Source organism: Roseibium album, from assembly GCF_001404515.1.
In the GTDB taxonomy this organism is placed as follows: Bacteria; Pseudomonadota; Alphaproteobacteria; order Rhizobiales; family Stappiaceae; genus Roseibium; species Roseibium album.
In genome coordinates this window covers 115,513-131,043 of the sequence record NZ_CXWE01000008.1, presented here as the reverse complement: position 1 = coordinate 131,043, position 15,531 = coordinate 115,513, and the positions used below count along the sequence as shown (strand labels likewise).

The following is a 15,531-nucleotide window of genomic DNA, read 5'->3' as shown; positions in this document are numbered from 1 at the left end:
TGTCATTTGCTTTTGACGCGGATGTCTCGGGCGCAGCCTCAGTCCTGACGCCGGTTTCGCTTGGTGCCGTTGTCTTCTCGTTCATATGGCAGCTTCCTCCCAAAAGCCGATCGCAAAAATCTGCACTCCGGCAGACACGCAATCTTAGGCATGGAAGCTGTTCCCGCTCAATGAGGAGAAAGGCTTACGTTTCCCTGTTTTCGCCCTTTGCGCTATCCCGCCGCAGGCTTCTTGTCTTCGGCCGCGGACGCTGCCGCCGCTGCGGACGCAAGCGCTTCCTTCTGTTTCTCGTCCAGATTGGCGTTTTCGGGTAGCTGCACGCGGACTTCCTTGCGGGCAAACTGGATGTCGTTTTCCTCGAAGGTTTTTTGAACGCGCTTGTAGATTTCCTTGCGCACGCCGAACTGCTTGCCAGGCTTGGTGGTAAACTTCCCACGCACCACGATGCCGACGTCGTCGACGTCCGCCACGCCCTGGCCCTTGAACGGTGCCAGCAGGTCGTCCTTGAACTCCTCCATTTCCATTATTTCCTGGCCGATCTTCTTGAAAAGCTTGCGGACCTTCTCGACATCCGTATCGAATGGAACCGTGAACTTCAGCTTCATGATCACCCAGTCGCGGGAAAGGTTGGTGAGTTTGGGGATCTGGCCGTAGGGCACGATATGAACGGCACCTTTCGTGCCGCGCAATTGCAGTGACCGGATCGAAATTTTCTCGATCGTGCCCTGTGTGCCGCCGGTATCGATGAACTCTCCCAGCCTGAAGGCATCATCCATCAGGAAGAACACGCCGGAAACGACGTCCTGAACCAGGGTCTGGGCACCAAAGCCGATTGCCAGGCCAATGACGCCGGCACCGGCCAGCAGCGGCGTGATGTTGATACCGAGCTGGCTGAGCGCCAAGAGGCCGGTAAGCGTGATGATGGTGACCTGAAGGACGACACGCATCAGAGGCAGTATGGTGGCGAGACGCGACTTGCCGGCCCCACCCATTTCCGCGTCGTCGTCCTGTGTCTCGGCGGGCGGCGAATCTTTCGCCAGCTGGTGCGCAACCCAGAGGTTGGTGACTTCCCAGGCCAGGTAACCTGCGGCCAGGATCAGGAGAAAGATAACGCTGTTTCGCGCAACTGCCGAACCGTCATCGCCGCCAAGGGCGAGGAGGTTCAGCCCGTAAATCCGTCCGACAACCAGGATCAGAAAGGCAAGCAGAGCGACGCGTGCGATGCGGACATAGCTGTGCCGTGTCTGAAGATGGGCAGCTTCAGCAACAGGACCGTCACCCTGCATGGGCGGCACGATGTGCGAAACGATGCCGCGCACCATCGTGTCGAGAAACGGTGCAAAGACCACGAGGACGATGACGGCGAGAGAACGTCCGGCGGTCAGCGCTTCGACCCCCATGCTTGCGGTAAATTGCACCAGCAGCCAGTTGAATGCGATAAAGGCCATTGAGAAGTAGGGCCAGAACCGGGCCATGCGCTCAAGGCCGGACGTCGGATCTTCGTCGTCGCCCAGTATGATGCTGGTCAATCCGTGCCGCGCCTTCCAGATAACCGCGATAATCCAGGCATTCACGCCGAAGCCGACGAAGAAACGGAACGTTCCGCCGGCTTCCGCTCCCGCGCCCTCCATGACGTTCCGCAGGAAGAAGGCCACGCCGACCACCGCAAACAGGGTTGTGAAATTGTGATAAAGCGACCTGGCGGTCGGATCATCCGCTGTAACAAGGCGAAGTTCACTACGGTTTGGTGCAAGTGCAAAGCGGAGGAGGGCGGCGATCAGCCGGGGCATGAAGACGATCCAGAAGACGGCTTGCAGGGCAAAGAACCGCGTGACCGGATCGAAAATGGCAATGCGTCCCACAATCAGCGCGACAAGGGCAAAAATCAGCAGCCCACCAAGATCGAGCCCCGCACGCGTGGAGACCAGTTTGACCGTCTCAAACAGGCTTTCAGGGGATTTGTTCTGGATCGTGTCGCGTTTGGCAGCTGTCAATCGGTTGACCAGAAATTCCGCTGCAAAGCCTGCTGCCAGAATGATGGCGATAGCACCGATCAGTATGTGGATAGGACCGGCGACGGTGCCCGACACGAGAGCCCCGATACTTGAAATCATACCGGAAAACAGATCAGGAAGGTCCTGAAAGTGCCCGATGACCATGGTGCTGAAATTCGAGAACGCCGTTTGCATCTGCTGAAGCAGTCCCGGGCCGTCGGAAGCGACGTTTTCGGTACGACCATTGGCTGCGGCGCTTTGCTGCAGCAGCGTCATCAGGTCTGTCAGCGCTTCAACCTGCTCCGGATCAAGGTCGGAAACGAGCTTTTCCATTGCATCGGACTGAAGCGCCGGCGGCAGCTCGGACGAGGTTTCCTGGGCCAATCCGGTTGAAGGAGAGAAAGCGGCGATGGAGAAAAAAACGCTGATTGCACAGGCGAGTAGAATTTTTTGACAAGCACCGGTCATGATCGGGCCCCCGACGGTGTTGGTTCGTATTACCTCAAATTAGACATGCTTGCCGTGCAAAATCCATAAATATTCCGCGGCGTTATTTTCAGAGTGTGGAAACTTTTTGCCATGCAACTTTGGATCTTCGGCAAAATAGGCGGAATTCAAAGGGACAACGGTGCTTGATCCGAACCGCTTATGCGTCTACCTCCATGCCAGAACAATTATTGTGAGCGGGATTGAATGAACACACCCCCACCTAGTGCCAATATTGCGCCCGGGCCGGTCTGGGCTTTGCTGAGTCCCATCGGTCGCCTGAGCCGGGAGCCCTATTGGTTGAGTTTTGCCTTTGTTCTGGTGATTATCGGAATCCCCGTCAAAATCTGGCTGTCTTCCCTGATGGAATTTCAGGCAAATGAAAACCTGACGCTGGAAACCCTGCCGATCAACGACTTTATGGCGTCCAATCCACTATTGCCGATTCTTTATCTGGTTTTGAATTGGGTACATCTGGCCCTGGTTATCAAAAGACTTCAGGATGTCGGGCTGAGCGGGTTCCTGGCGCTATTGATTTTTGTCCCTGTTGTGAGTTTGCTTCTTGTGATCATCCTGGGATTCGTTCCCAGCCAGGCGAAGCCAAACCGCAGCGGACCGTTGCCGAACAGCTACTGGCGCAAAAGCTGAAACGTATCAAAACCGTCAGACTCTTCCAATCTGGAACCTTGCCTGCCATGCCGTCAAATGCCGTTTCCATCACCCAGGACCTCATTCGATGCCCGTCCGTCACGCCAGTCGAGGGCGGAGCGCTCGCAACGCTTGAAAAACTGCTCGGCGATGCAGGCTTTGCAGTTTCCCGGGTGACATTCCGCGATGAGGACACGCCGGACGTTGAAAATCTGTTCGCAACGATCGGGTCCGGAAAACCGCATTTCGTTTTTGCCGGTCATACCGACGTCGTTCCGGCTGGCGCGGCAAGCGACTGGAGCCAGGGTCCGTTCGACGGCAACATCAAGGATGGTGTCCTTTACGGACGCGGCGCGGTCGACATGAAGGGCGGCGTTGCGGCCTTTGCCGCAGCAGCACTCGACTTTGTCGAGGAATTTAGTGCCGGATTTGGCGGGACGATTTCGTTCCTGATCACCGGGGACGAAGAAGGACCCGCCGTGAATGGTACCGTCAAGCTGCTTGAATGGGCCGCGGGTCAGGGCCACACGTTTGATGCCTGCATCGTTGGCGAACCCACGAACCCCGAAAAGCTCGGCGACGCGATCAAGGTTGGCCGCCGGGGATCCCTGTCAGGAATTGTTACGGTCTCGGGCATCCAGGGACATGCCGCCTATCCCCATCTTGCCGATAATCCGATACCCGGGCTCACAAGGCTGCTTGCCGCACTTGACGTGTTGGAACTCGATCTCGGCAATGAGCGATTTCAGCCCTCCAACCTTGAAATCGTCAACCTGGACGTCGGCAATTCGGCATTCAATGTCATACCGGCCAGAGCCGAAGCCCGCTTCAATATCCGCTTCAATGACGAATGGTCGCTGGAAAGCCTCAAATCGAAGATACTTGAGACACTCCAGGCGGTGAACCTGGGCGATCTGGAGCTGGATGTCGCATTCAAGCGCGATGCCAGTGAATCCTTCCTGACGAAGGATGACAAACTGATCGAAACCCTGGGCAGTGCAGTAAAGGCAGAGACCGGGCGCAGCCCCGAACTCTCGACCGGAGGCGGTACCTCTGATGCACGGTTTATTAAGAACTATTGCCCAGTCGTTGAATTCGGGCTGGTCGGACAGACCATGCACAAGGTTGATGAATGCGTGAGTATTGAGGACCTTGACCGGCTGGCGACAATCTATAAACGATTCCTCGTCAGTTATTTTGCCAAGGACTCGGGAGCACGTTGAACTTGATCGGCATGAATGAAATCCGGGCAGCGCTGGACGGGTCCTGGCTTCTTTTGCGCAACAGGCCCGAAGGCATGGCGTTTTTCGACCAGTCGCTCCAGGGGTTCTGGCGCTCGTTTCAGGTCGTGTTTCTGCTGATACCGGTCTTTCTGCTCAGTGGGCAGATTGAAAAACAGGGTTATTTCTCCGAAAACGTATATCACCCCGAAGCGTTTCCGGACGGTGCCTACTGGACGGCACAACTCCTGGGTCTGGGAGTTGACTGGATCGCCTTGCCAATTATCCTGGCTGCCCTCGCGGCGCCTATCGGCATCTCAAATCGCTATGTACCGTTCATTGTCGCGCGCAACTGGACAAGTTTGCTCGCTTCCGTACCGTTCTTGATCACCTACAGCCTGTTTATGCTCGGAATCATACCGCTCGGCATCATGGTTCTTCTGTCGCTGACAAGCCTGGTGGTGGTTCTTTGGTACCGTTTTCTGGTCGCGCGCATCGCTTTGCAGGCCACAATCAGTCTTGCTGTTGGAATTGTGATTCTGGATTTCCTGCTTTCCCTTGTAATCGCGCAAATCGTTACAATTTTTTGGCAGGTATAGTCCCCCCGTTCCCTCCAGGGAACGGGAGAACAGTGATCTTCACAGGGTTCAGTCGCGCAGCAACTCGTTGATTGCGGTCTTTGACCTTGTCTTCTCATCGACGGTTTTCACGATCACGGCGCAGTAGAGGTTCGGCGCCGCCTCGCCATTGCCCATCAGGCTGGAAGTCGGCATGGACCCGGCAACGACAACGGAATAGGGCGGTACTTCACCGTAGCTGATTTCACCGGTCATGCGGTTCACGATACGCGTCGATTTGCCGATAAAGACACCCATGCCCAGCACGGCCCCTTCGCGCACGATACAGCCTTCCACGACTTCCGAGCGCGCACCGATGAAGCAGTTGTCCTCGATGATCACGGGACCCGCCTGCAAGGGTTCCAGCACGCCGCCGATGCCGACGCCGCCGGACAGGTGCACGTTCTTGCCGATCTGGGCGCAGGAACCGACCGTTGCCCAGGTGTCGACCATCGTGCCTTCATCCACATACGCGCCGAGATTGACGAAGGACGGCATCAGCACCACACCCTTGCCGATGAAGGCCGAGCGCCGGACGGTACAGTTCGGCACGGCGCGGAAACCGGCATTTTCAAAATCCGGACCGCTCCAGCTGTCGAATTTGGACGAAACCTTGTCCCACCAGACGGCTTCTCCCGGTCCGCCCTTGATCACTTCCATGGGGTTCAGCCGGAACGACAGGAGTACCGCCTTCTTGGCCCATTGGTTGACGACCCAGTCACCGTCATTCTTCTCGGCAACGCGCAGTTCCCCGCGATCGAGAAGGTTCAGCGTGGTTTCCACGGCATCCCGGACTTCACCGGTGGTGGAGGTTTCGATGGAAGCGCGGTCTTCAAAAGCCGCGTCGATAATCTGGGACAGGGCGGCAAGATCATGGGGCATATGACAGAGGTCTCCGGGCGTTAACAATTCGTGCGCGGACCTAAGCCGCCGGACCGAGACCTGTCAAGCGCTGGGGGGAAGCCATGTGTTCCAGGGACGACATTGCGGAGCCTGGAAGGTCCCGGATGACGACTGAACACTGTTGGTACAATGATCATGTGGCCCCGCTTCGAGCCGGGGCATGCCGCATCCACCTGCAAGGGTAGAAGCAGCAGTTGATTGCCCTCCGGCTGCAACGGGTCTGATGGTCGTGATGCTGTCGTGACCGACACCTTTGTGTTTGCGCCGGCCGTAGATATCGGATCCCCGCATTGGCACTTCAAATCGGGATGAAAATCCGGGATCGCAATCGATCCTGAGACGAACTTCCGGTCGGGATACGTGATATTGAATTGAGATAAAATAACTTATCTCTTCTGTTTTTCGCTAGTTTCTAATGAAATCGACCGGCTTAGGATGATCTGAAATCAACTGAGGGAAAAGGCGATCATCGTGGAACTCTGGATCCCGATCACAATTTTCGCGGCGTTCTGCCAGAACCTGCGAACGGCGATGCAAAAGCATCTGAAGGGCAGGCTTGGCAACACCGGCGCGACATTTGTCCGCTTCGGATATGGCGTTCCATTCGCGCTTCTTTATGCTGCGGTCCTGTATTTCGTGTTCGACAATCCATTGCCCCGGCCGGGAGCAACACTGCTGATTGCCGGAGCCCTCGGCGGCCTTGCCCAGATCCTGGCGACCTTTCTGCTGATCTACCTGTTTTCTTTCCGCAATTTTGCAGTCGGTACTGCATACTCCAAAACCGAACCCATCCAGGCGGCCCTTTTCGGACTGGTGGTGCTTGGTGAGCACGTGACGTGGACCGCAGCTCTCTGCATCATGGTCGGCATTGCAGGCGTGATAACGATCTCGCTGGCACGTGTTCCGATGACGATTTCGGCGGTCCGAAACTCCCTGGTCGGCCGCCCGGCCCTGATCGGGCTGGCATCCGCCGCCCTGTTCGGTGCATCAGCGGTGGCCTACAGGACAGCATCCCTGTCACTGGAGGGGACGACCGTCGCAATGCAGGCTGCGACCGCGCTGGTTTACGCCACCATGTTTCAAACGCTTGCGATGACCATCTGGATGGCTGTCCGCGAACCGGACGAGTTGCGCGAAAGCCTGAAGGCCTGGCGTGCCGCGATCTGGGTCGGCGCTTCGGGTGTCGCCGGTTCCATCGGCTGGTTCACGGCCATGACCCTTCAAAATGTCGCCTACGTCCGGGCGCTCGCGCAGATAGAACTGGTCTTCACCTTCCTGGCCTCCTGGCTGGTGTTCAAGGAAGTGATCGCGCGTTCGGAGATCTTCGGCTGCGTCCTGATTGTCGCGGCAGTCGTCGGGATTATCCTGGTGGGCTAGAGTATTCGTTTTGATCAAGCCGGATTTGGTTTCCATTTCAATCCTGCTTGATGAGGAAATGGGTCAACTCACCTTCAGAACGATCTTTCCGACATGACCTTTTTCACCGAAGGCCTTTTGCGCGGCGCCGATGTCTCGCAGCGCATAGGTTTCCGCGACAAGTGGCTTGATTTCGTCGCTTTCGATCCTCTTCACCAGATTTCCGAACACCTGCGGTTCGAGGACAGTGCAGCCGAAGCAGCTCAGATCCTTCAGATACAGCGTTCGAACATCCAGTTCGACGATCGGGCCTCCAATGGCACCTGCAACTGCATATCGACCACCAGGCTTCATGACATCCAGAAGGGACGGCCATTTGTCGCCCGCAACGAGATCGATCACTACGTCCACTGAATTGACACCGAGCGTTTCGGCGTAGTCGGCATCGCGGTTCAGCGTCCGCTCTGCACCAAGTTGTTCCAGGGTCTTGGCTTTCGAAGGGCTTGTGACGGCGATGACGCTCGCTCCGCGCGCACGTGCAAGCTGTATGGTTGCCGAGCCAACGCCTCCGGAGCCTCCGGTGACAAGGACCGTGTCGCCAGCTTTTACCCGCGTCCGCTCTAGCATGTTTTCTGCTGTTGAGTAGGAGCAGGGGAAAGAAGCCAGTTCCGCATCGGATAGGTCACAGTCAACCGTATGGGCGTGCCGCCCCGCAACCTTCGTGAATTCTGCAAAGCCACCATTGCACTCAGATCCGAAGTACCATGGCGAGGCAAGCATCTTTCCGTCCGCTTCAACAAGACACGGTTCAATCAGGACACGGTCGCCGATCCGCGACGGGTCGATACCCTCACCAACGGCGACGATGGTCCCGCATGCATCAGCCCCCTGGATGAGCGGAAGCTTCAGCGCCACCCCCGTCCAGGCCGCGTCCTCCGCATCATTGTCACCCTTCGAATACCAGCCGATACGGGTGTTGATATCCGTATTGTTGACGCCTGCCGCACTGACCTTGACGAGAACGTCTCCCGGCCCAGGTGTTGGCACGATCAGATCGTCGCGCCACTCGAGTACTTCGGGACCGCCATGGCCGGTAAGAACGACTCCGCTCATTTTGTCAGGAAGTGTCATGGGCCTGCTCCGGTAGAATGAATGTTCTACTTGCTCAGGTAGAGGATTTGCTCTACCTCGTCAAGCATGCCTGACACAAAAACCAGAATTGCCGCAGGACTGGAACGGGCCTTTGCGGAAAACGGGTTCGCGGAACCGAACATCGACAGCCTGCGCGAGGCAGCGGGCGTCAGTCTCAGAACGCTGTACAAGTACATGCCCTCGCGTGAGGAAATGGTCCTGAGCGCGCTGGAGCACCGTCATCAGCGCTATATGCAGTTTGTCTTCGCCAAGCTGCCATCGGACGAAAAGCCTGTTCTGCATATGCTGTTTGAAAGAGTTTCAGAGTGGATGTCGACAGAGGCAGCGCATGGATGCCTGTTTCATGCCGCCGTCGCCGCGGCCCCGAGGGACGCGAGGCTTCGCAGCCTTCTGGCAAGGCACAAAACGGACGTTGCACATGAAGTTGCCGCGTTGTCGGGCCTGCCGGATCGGCAGGGCGAGATTACGCTGATCGTTGAAGGTCTGATGCAGGACTGGCCGCTGCATCGCGGCAAGGCAACCGAATGCGCGATACATCTGGGCGATCTGTTGTTGAAAGAAAACTGAGCCACGTGGCCGGCAACCCTTGCAGGAAGACGATGATTTGGAATAACTGACAAACCCGCCATGCAACTGACGACGGGTTTGCACACAATTGGCTCTTTTCTTCGAGTGCTCAGGGTTCGATGAAATTCCGAATGGCATCGGTGTACTCGTCGGCGGCCTGGAACGAAGCAAAATGACTGACATCCTCAAGGACCAGGAAATCTGCGCTTGGCATGATCTCGGCAATCATCTTCGAGTGGTCCATCAGGATGGCTTCGTCAAATTCGCTTTGCACCACAAGCGTCGGGACCGTTACGGACTTGAGAGCGTCGGGTCCACCCGGTTTTGAAGATCCCCACATTTTGGCAACAGCACCCAAAAAATTCTCGAACCCGTCCGGGGTCGGTGACATTTCGGCATAGTCACCCGCCATCATTCCAACATAGGTTCCGAAGACCTCGTTTGTCTCGACAGACGGATCGACACCATCAAGCGTGATGTTGCCGGCATGGGCGAAATGGCTCGCAAGGCGCTCAGGATTTGTCTGCGAAATCGAATATCCGATATTCGCCCCATCCGACCAGCCGACCAGATGTACGCGATCAACACCGATCTGGTCGAGCAACGCCAGGTAATCCGCAGCCAGGCGGGCGTAGGTATACTCGCTGCCGTCGTTTGTCGAGCGCCCGTGACCGCGGGTATCGGCAACAATCACCGTGTGGTCCTGCATGAGGTCGGCGACCTGGGCGGCCCATATATCGCCATGGGCGAGACCACCGTGGATCAGCAGGATCGGTGTGCCGTCGGCATCCCCGTAAATCGCATGATACATGTCGATGCCGTTGACATTCACCGTTCCGCTTGATGCGGCTTCCGGCATCGGCGGGGCCGGCGGGATCGACATCCAGCGATCTTCGGCCTGCGCCGGAATTGTCAGGAAAAGCACAAATGCAGCGATGAGATATTTGATCATGCTACCCTCCCGGTGTGACTGGTTTTCAGGTCTTTTGACTGGATCAAGCGTAATCCACGGAAGGCTCTGAGTGGTAGGTCTTCAGCGCAAGGGAGGTGTGACTGTTCGTCATGAAAAGCACAGTAATTTCAGAGCGTTGGTTTCCCAGATATGGCTTTGGCGCAGAATGCGGCTTCCTCGCCGACAACGTGTTTTGCGACTACGACCAGCAGGCGGAACAGCTCACGGGTCACGAACAGTCTTACCTCCAGCTGACGTCCGGCGCCTTCCGTGGCAGGTTCCTGTCCCTGTTTCTCGGACCTGACGCTGCTGTCCATATGGAATTTTGCAACCAGGGTCTGGAACAGGAGGTCATCGGCGCGAGCGACCACATTTCCTTCGGTGTCGTGCTGAATGCTCCAGCTCCCTTTGTCGTCATGGGGCAGCATATGAGCGACGCGGATGTATTTGTATTACCCCCGTTGGGGCACCTGCATCTGGTCAGCCCAGTCAATGGGTCGGTGATGGCGGTTGCGATCCGGAAAACCACGCTTTTGAAGCAGAATGTCCTGTCTCCTGCGCTGGCTGACTGGCTGGAGCACTTGTCGGGCAAACCACGTTTTCTGAAAGCTCCGGGTTTGGCGGCACGGCTACGCGAAGACGCGATATCGGCGATGGAATGTGCCATCGAGCCCGAAACGCGAAATTCGGACAGAGTTGCCGGCCGTGCCCTGATTGCCAGTATCGCATCGAAACTCTCGCTGGATGTGTCCATGGCTCGATTGGCCAGTTCCGCTGAAGACCGGGTATTTGAACGTTTCCTGCAGTGCAGGACGTCGTTGAAATCGCGATCATCGCTGTCAATGAGTGCCAATGAGCTGGCACAATTCACCAATGTATCGAAACGATCGGTCCAGCAGGCGTTCTCCTCACATGTGGCGATGGGACCGCTTGCCTATCTTCGCCTCTTGAAGCTGCACGATGTCCGGCGCAAATTGACTGACAGGCGCTTTTGTCGTCACTCAATCGGAGACATTGCGGCACTCCATGGTTTTTGGGACGGGAGCCGGTTTGCGCGTCAGTACCGTTCTCATTTTGGTGAGCTGCCATCCGCAACACGCAGCGCGGCCATGGCAGAAGAACAGTCGCCAGTTCGCTAGGCTCGGGCTGCGCCCTGCAGCCATTCCCTGAACGTTGCAACCGGCCGGGTCAGGGTTCTCGCAGGAGATCTGACGAACCAGTAGCCTGTTTCCAGTTCCAGAACTGGCCAGTCGGGCGAAATCAAATGACCGGCGTCGAGTTCCTGGGAGATGAAGCGGCGGTCGATCGCGATGGTGCCCATGCCCGCGATCGCAGCCTGAATCGCGAGATCGCGGCTCTGAAGGACTGTGCCCGAGTGAACATCGGGATGTGAAATTCCAGCCTCTTCCAGCCATTCGGTCCAGTCGTTTCGCCGCGCGGAACTGTGCAGCAGCGGAAGGTCCAGCAGTACCAGAGGGTCCGACGGATCCTTTCCGCTCAGGAGACTTGGAGCCATGGCAACGGCAAGATGTTCATTCCAGAGCAGGTGGCTTTCGACATTTGACCAGTTGCCCGTGCCGAGCCGGATCGCACAATCGTAGTTTTCCCGGTCGAGATCGACCATGCGTGTGGAGGCGGACAGGAGCAGTTCCACGTCGGGTTGTTCGGCCTGAAAATCGGGTAGGCGGGGAATCAGCCAGCGTGTCGCAAACGTGGAGACTGTGCTGATCCGCAATTCTGTCCGTCCGCGCCGTTTGAAGCTGTCGACGGCTTCCGCTATCCGGTCGAAGGCATCCCCCAGACTGAGAGCCAGACGCTGACCCTCGTCGGTCAGTGTCAGACCGCGTCCGTCACGGTTGACCAGTGTTGCTCCCAGTTCGCTCTCGAGCTTGCGCATGAGGTGGGAAAGGGCCGACGGCGAGACCCCGAGTTTTTCGGCTGCAATCGACGCGCGGCCATGACGGGCCAGCAGGGAAAAGGCATGAAGGGCGCGCAGGGAAGCCATTTGAGGTCACGTTCCACGAGTTGAGTTTTACTCAATCTAGAGGAGTTTCTTGGAAATAAGAATACTCTCGGTGAAAACGGCATTTGGCCGCCGCTTCCATCTCAATCCAATATCGGTAAATCCGGACGATAGATCCTGCCGATAAATCCTGTGGGTGCAGCCAATGATTTGTGTTGCCACCCACAAGACTGGCGAATGGCCTTCCCCAGGGTTGAAACCTCGATAGCCGAGCGTCAGAAAAGGGCTGACGACCGCGATGCTTGACCTTTGGCAAGCTCACCAGATTTGGATCATCATCTTGAGAAATCATACGCGCAGTCCACCATTACGGCAGCGCGTTTCGTCTCAAAGAGCATTCCATGCCTGTGAATTTGACTGCATTTTCGTGGGCCCGGGCACTTTAGCTCAGTGCACCCAAGACAGCCCTCAGGAAGCCTGTCAGGTCTTCGGTGACAAAATCGACATGAGGGTAGGGATCGCCTTCGAGATCCCAGCTTTCCTGGAAGACGCCCCGTGAACCCTTCGGAACAATAAGGGCCGTGCGCATGCCAAGTTGATGGGGAACGCTCAGGTTCTTGGAAAGATCTTCGAACATGGCTGCCCGGGCGGGGGAAATTCCGGTGAGGTCAATGAACTTGTCATAGGTCTCACGATTGGGCTTTGGCACGAGATCAGCGGAGACGATATCGAAAATGTCTTCGAAATTGTCGGAAATGCCCAGGGCCGCAGCGGTCCGTTCCGCATGCGGCCGGTCGCCATTCGTGAAGATGAACTTCTTGCCGGGAAGCGCGTCGATTGCTGCGCTCAGGTCGGGGTTGGGTTCAAGGCCGGAATAATCGATGTCGTGAACGAACGCGAGATAGTCGTCAGGATCGATTTTCTGCGTTGTCATCAAGCCACGCAGGGTTGTTCCATGTTCGTGATAGAGCGCCTTCTGGTGCACCATTGCTTCGGACCGGTTCAGGTCCAGGACCTTTTGCACATATAGCGCGATCTGTTCGTCTATCTGGGAAAAGAGATCCGCCTCGTGAGGGTAGAGTGTGTTGTCCAGATCGAAAACCCAGGCTTCGACACCCTTGAAGACCCTGAGGTCCTGGCGATGTGCGTGTTGGCCCTCCAGGGGCAAAATGCGTTTACCGGTCACGGGCGGATCAACGTCCCTGCGCCGCCATCGGTGAACAGTTCAAGCAGGACGGCGTGGGGAACCTTGCCGTTCAGGATAACGACACCTTCCACGCCCTTGTCGAGTGACCCGATGCAGGTTTCGACCTTGGGGATCATCCCGCCGGAAATGGTACCGTCTTTCATCAGTTCGCGTGCCTTGGCAACGCTGAGCTGCTTGATCAGATTGCCGTCCTTGTCGAGAACGCCGGGAACATCCGTGAGGAACAGCAGGCGCTTGGCATTGAGCGACCCGGCGATCGCACCTGCCGCGGTATCCGCGTTGATGTTGTAGGTCTCTCCGTCCTCGCCATGCGCAACCGGGGCAACGACCGGTATGATAGCTTCCTTGAGAACCAGCCGGAGCACTGTCGGGTCGACGCTGGCAGGCTCGCCGACGAAGCCGAGATCGACAACGCTTTCGATGTTGCTGTCCGGGTCGACGACGGTGCGGTTGAGTTTTCGGGCAGTGACCAGATTGCCGTCCTTGCCGCAAAGGCCGACGGCCCGGCCGCCTTCGGCATTGATCATCTGGACGATTTCCTTGTTGATCGACCCGGCAAGAACCATCTCCACAACTTCGACCGTGGCCTTGTCGGTCACGCGGAGGCCGGCCTTGAATTCACTGACGATGTTGAGCCGTTGCAGCATCTTTCCGATCTGCGGCCCGCCGCCGTGCACCACGACCGGATTGACACCCGACTGACGCAGCAGCGTGATGTCGCGTGCGAAGGCCTGGCCAAGTGAAGGATCGCCCATCGCATGACCGCCGTACTTCACCACCACGGTCCTGTCGTCGTAGCGCTGCATGTAAGGCAGGGCTTGCGCGATAATATGGGCGCGGCTGGCCATGTCGGGATTGGTCATCAAAGCTTTTTACTCAACTGGAATTGATCTCTTGCAGAAGAACCCTGCTATAACCGGTTTGCCGTTTCTTCACAATTCTCGGAACTGTCGGCGGCCTTCAAAGATTACTGATTGGCCAGAAGACAGAGTTCGGCTCTCAATTCGTCGATACCCAGGTTCTTTTCGGAGGATGTTGCGACGATCAGCGGGTGTGCTGCGATACGTTTTGCAAGCAATGCCTGCGTATCGGAAATGAGCCGGGCAAGTTGGGTCGGCTTGATCTTGTCGGACTTGGTCAGCACCACCTGATAGACGACGGCAGCCTTGTCCAGAAGGTCCATTGCCTCAAGGTCGTTTTTCTTGATGCCGTGCCGGCTGTCGATCAAGAGGATGACCCGGCGCAGGTTCGGGCGGCCGCGCAGGTAGGAGAAGACGAGTTGCGTCCACGCTTCGACCAGCTCTTTCGGCGCCTGGGCATAGCCGTAGCCCGGCATGTCAACGATTGTCAGGGGCGTGTCCGGTGCGATGAAGAAGTTCAGCATCTGTGTCCGGCCCGGTGTCGATGACGTGCGGGCCAGACCCTTGCGCCCGGTCAGGGCGTTGATCAGGCTGGACTTGCCCACGTTGGAGCGCCCGGCAAAGGCGATCTCGGTGCCGGCCGCATCCGGAAGGTTGGACATATCGGTGACGCTGGTCAGAAAATCCCAGGCGCGGGCAAACATCAGCCGGCCCGCTTCCAAGTCTTCCTGAGTATAGGTTTGTTCGTCGTTCATGAAGCGCTTTTAGCTTGCCTTTTCGTTCACGTCGAGGTTGCTGTCGTGATTGGCGGCCGCTCTCTCAAGAACGCCGGCGTCGGCCCCCCAGATTGCGGAAAGATGGCGTGTGATCTTTTCGATCGGCCAGTCCCACCACGCAACGTCCAGGAGACGGTCGATTGTCTGCTCGTCGAAGCGCAGTCGCACAACCCGTCCCGGGTTGCCGACCACGACCGCGTAGGGTGGCACGTCCGAAGCGACAACGGCGTGGGCGCCTATGATGGCGCCGGAGCAGATGGTGACCCCGGGCATGACGGTAGAGTTGGTTCCGAACCACACATCATTGCCAACAATCGTGTCGCCGCGCAGATGGTCGAAGATCGTTGCCGGGTCAAATTGTTCCGCCCAGCCCTTGTCGAAGATATGAAAGGGATAGGTTGAAATCCCAGTCATTGCATGATTGGCGCCGCTCATGATGAAACTGGTGCCTGCCGCCAACGCGCAGAACTTGCCGATCTTCAAGCGGTCGCCAATGTTGTCAAAATGATAGCGCACGTTCCGGTTTTCAAAGTCCGAGGCGTTTTCGAAGTCATGGTAGTAGGTGTAGTCACCCACTTCGATCGTTGGCCTCGTGATGACGTTTTTCAGGAAAACCGTATGAGATTCGCCGTTGAATGGATGAAGTGTGTCGGGTGAGGGGCCGTGCATGGGACCTCCAATATGCAAGAATCAAGGGAAGAAATGTGAGCGCATGTTGCGCGATCGACCTGCCGGTCGGCGGCTTCGCCTTGCTGAACAGGTCTTGCTTTATCGGATCATTGGTCTGCACTCTCCATGACTTGCTGCAATAAAAAGGCCCCGCCTGTGGG

15 protein-coding genes are annotated in these 15,531 nt (G+C 57.2%); 6 read left to right on the top strand and 9 right to left on the bottom strand.

Annotated elements, in window-relative coordinates; genetic code table 11:
- Window positions 1-212: 212 nt before the first annotated feature.
- Window positions 213-2,462 carry a mechanosensitive ion channel family protein gene (locus tag LA5095_RS24990; RefSeq protein ID WP_055120034.1) on the bottom strand — a complete coding sequence of 750 codons (2,250 nt, stop codon included), beginning with the start codon at window positions 2,460-2,462 and terminating at the stop codon, window positions 213-215.
- Window positions 2,463-2,687: 225 nt separating this feature from the next.
- Between LA5095_RS24990 and LA5095_RS24985 the strand changes: the two genes are divergently transcribed.
- The 3 genes from LA5095_RS24985 to LA5095_RS24975 are packed head-to-tail and all read left to right on the top strand — an operon-like array spanning window position 2,688 to window position 4,947.
- A complete protein-coding gene (locus LA5095_RS24985; protein WP_055120032.1) occupies window positions 2,688-3,128 on the top strand; it encodes a DUF805 domain-containing protein in 441 nt (146 codons plus the stop codon).
- A gap of 47 nt (window positions 3,129-3,175) precedes the next feature.
- Window positions 3,176-4,351, top strand: coding sequence for a succinyl-diaminopimelate desuccinylase (gene dapE / locus LA5095_RS24980; RefSeq protein WP_055120030.1), 1,176 nt, complete (start codon window positions 3,176-3,178; stop codon window positions 4,349-4,351).
- 11 nt (window positions 4,352-4,362) lie between these two features.
- The gene (locus tag LA5095_RS24975) at window positions 4,363-4,947 is read left to right on the top strand and encodes a hypothetical protein (RefSeq protein ID WP_235808901.1); all 585 of its coding nucleotides are present in this window, start codon (window positions 4,363-4,365) and stop codon (window positions 4,945-4,947) included.
- Window positions 4,948-4,995: 48 nt separating this feature from the next.
- On the opposite strand, the gene dapD is transcribed toward LA5095_RS24975, so the two are convergent.
- Window positions 4,996-5,847, bottom strand: a complete 852-nt coding sequence (gene dapD / locus LA5095_RS24970; RefSeq protein WP_055120026.1) for a 2,3,4,5-tetrahydropyridine-2,6-dicarboxylate N-succinyltransferase — start codon at window positions 5,845-5,847, stop codon at window positions 4,996-4,998.
- A 492-nt stretch (window positions 5,848-6,339) separates the two neighbouring features.
- On the opposite strand from dapD, the gene LA5095_RS24965 reads away from it, so the two are divergent.
- On the top strand, window positions 6,340-7,245 hold the full coding sequence (locus LA5095_RS24965) for a DMT family transporter (protein ID WP_055120024.1): 906 nt from the start codon (window positions 6,340-6,342) through the stop codon (window positions 7,243-7,245).
- Window positions 7,246-7,308: 63 nt separating this feature from the next.
- Here the strand turns inward: LA5095_RS24965 and LA5095_RS24960 are convergent, their stop codons facing one another.
- Complete coding sequence (locus LA5095_RS24960; protein WP_055120023.1) at window positions 7,309-8,355, bottom strand: alcohol dehydrogenase family protein; 1,047 nt, start codon at window positions 8,353-8,355, stop codon at window positions 7,309-7,311.
- Window positions 8,356-8,421: 66 nt separating this feature from the next.
- Between LA5095_RS24960 and LA5095_RS24955 the strand changes: the two genes are divergently transcribed.
- Window positions 8,422-8,943, top strand: coding sequence for a TetR/AcrR family transcriptional regulator (locus tag LA5095_RS24955; protein WP_055120021.1), 522 nt, complete (start codon window positions 8,422-8,424; stop codon window positions 8,941-8,943).
- A 109-nt stretch (window positions 8,944-9,052) separates the two neighbouring features.
- Here the strand turns inward: LA5095_RS24955 and LA5095_RS24950 are convergent, their stop codons facing one another.
- Window positions 9,053-9,895, bottom strand: a complete 843-nt coding sequence (locus tag LA5095_RS24950) for an alpha/beta fold hydrolase (RefSeq protein WP_055120019.1) — start codon at window positions 9,893-9,895, stop codon at window positions 9,053-9,055.
- A gap of 110 nt (window positions 9,896-10,005) precedes the next feature.
- Here LA5095_RS24950 and LA5095_RS24940 point away from each other — a divergent pair, with 110 nt between their 5' ends.
- Window positions 10,006-11,034 carry a helix-turn-helix domain-containing protein gene (locus tag LA5095_RS24940; RefSeq protein WP_082442951.1) on the top strand — a complete coding sequence of 343 codons (1,029 nt, stop codon included), beginning with the start codon at window positions 10,006-10,008 and terminating at the stop codon, window positions 11,032-11,034.
- Here the strand turns inward: LA5095_RS24940 and LA5095_RS24935 are convergent.
- The 5 genes from LA5095_RS24935 to LA5095_RS24915 all read right to left on the bottom strand — a co-directional run bounded on the left by LA5095_RS24935 (window position 11,031) and on the right by LA5095_RS24915 (window position 15,370).
- On the bottom strand, window positions 11,031-11,900 hold the full coding sequence (locus tag LA5095_RS24935; RefSeq protein ID WP_055120013.1) for a LysR substrate-binding domain-containing protein: 870 nt from the start codon (window positions 11,898-11,900) through the stop codon (window positions 11,031-11,033). The two genes, LA5095_RS24940 and LA5095_RS24935, sit on opposite strands and share 4 nt — an antisense overlap.
- Before the next feature lie 400 nt (window positions 11,901-12,300).
- Complete coding sequence (locus LA5095_RS24930) at window positions 12,301-13,044, bottom strand: pyrimidine 5'-nucleotidase (RefSeq protein WP_055120012.1); 744 nt, start codon at window positions 13,042-13,044, stop codon at window positions 12,301-12,303.
- Window positions 13,041-13,928 carry an acetylglutamate kinase gene (gene argB / locus LA5095_RS24925; RefSeq protein ID WP_082442950.1) on the bottom strand — a complete coding sequence of 296 codons (888 nt, stop codon included), beginning with the start codon at window positions 13,926-13,928 and terminating at the stop codon, window positions 13,041-13,043. The genes LA5095_RS24930 and argB overlap by 4 nt, the downstream gene beginning before the upstream one ends.
- 104 nt (window positions 13,929-14,032) lie before the next feature.
- Window positions 14,033-14,680, bottom strand: coding sequence for a ribosome biogenesis GTP-binding protein YihA/YsxC (gene yihA / locus LA5095_RS24920; RefSeq protein ID WP_055120010.1), 648 nt, complete (start codon window positions 14,678-14,680; stop codon window positions 14,033-14,035).
- 9 nt (window positions 14,681-14,689) lie between these two features.
- Window positions 14,690-15,370, bottom strand: a complete 681-nt coding sequence (locus LA5095_RS24915) for a CatB-related O-acetyltransferase (protein ID WP_055120008.1) — start codon at window positions 15,368-15,370, stop codon at window positions 14,690-14,692.
- Window positions 15,371-15,531 lie beyond the last annotated feature (161 nt).

Coding starts and splice junctions, on each gene's coding strand:
- LA5095_RS24990 (WP_055120034.1), bottom strand. CDS start 2,462: ATGACCGGTGCTTGTCAAAAAATTCTACTCGCCTGTGCAATCAGCGTT.
- LA5095_RS24985 (WP_055120032.1), top strand. CDS start 2,688: ATGAACACACCCCCACCTAGTGCCAATATTGCGCCCGGGCCGGTCTGG.
- dapE (WP_055120030.1), top strand. CDS start 3,176: ATGCCGTCAAATGCCGTTTCCATCACCCAGGACCTCATTCGATGCCCG.
- LA5095_RS24975 (WP_235808901.1), top strand. CDS start 4,363: ATGAATGAAATCCGGGCAGCGCTGGACGGGTCCTGGCTTCTTTTGCGC.
- dapD (WP_055120026.1), bottom strand. CDS start 5,847: ATGCCCCATGATCTTGCCGCCCTGTCCCAGATTATCGACGCGGCTTTT.
- LA5095_RS24960 (WP_055120023.1), bottom strand. CDS start 8,355: ATGACACTTCCTGACAAAATGAGCGGAGTCGTTCTTACCGGCCATGGC.
- LA5095_RS24955 (WP_055120021.1), top strand. CDS start 8,422: ATGCCTGACACAAAAACCAGAATTGCCGCAGGACTGGAACGGGCCTTT.
- LA5095_RS24950 (WP_055120019.1), bottom strand. CDS start 9,895: ATGATCAAATATCTCATCGCTGCATTTGTGCTTTTCCTGACAATTCCG.
- LA5095_RS24940 (WP_082442951.1), top strand. CDS start 10,006: ATGAAAAGCACAGTAATTTCAGAGCGTTGGTTTCCCAGATATGGCTTT.
- LA5095_RS24935 (WP_055120013.1), bottom strand. CDS start 11,900: ATGGCTTCCCTGCGCGCCCTTCATGCCTTTTCCCTGCTGGCCCGTCAT.
- argB (WP_082442950.1), bottom strand. CDS start 13,928: ATGACCAATCCCGACATGGCCAGCCGCGCCCATATTATCGCGCAAGCC.
- yihA (WP_055120010.1), bottom strand. CDS start 14,680: ATGAACGACGAACAAACCTATACTCAGGAAGACTTGGAAGCGGGCCGG.
- LA5095_RS24915 (WP_055120008.1), bottom strand. CDS start 15,370: ATGCACGGCCCCTCACCCGACACACTTCATCCATTCAACGGCGAATCT.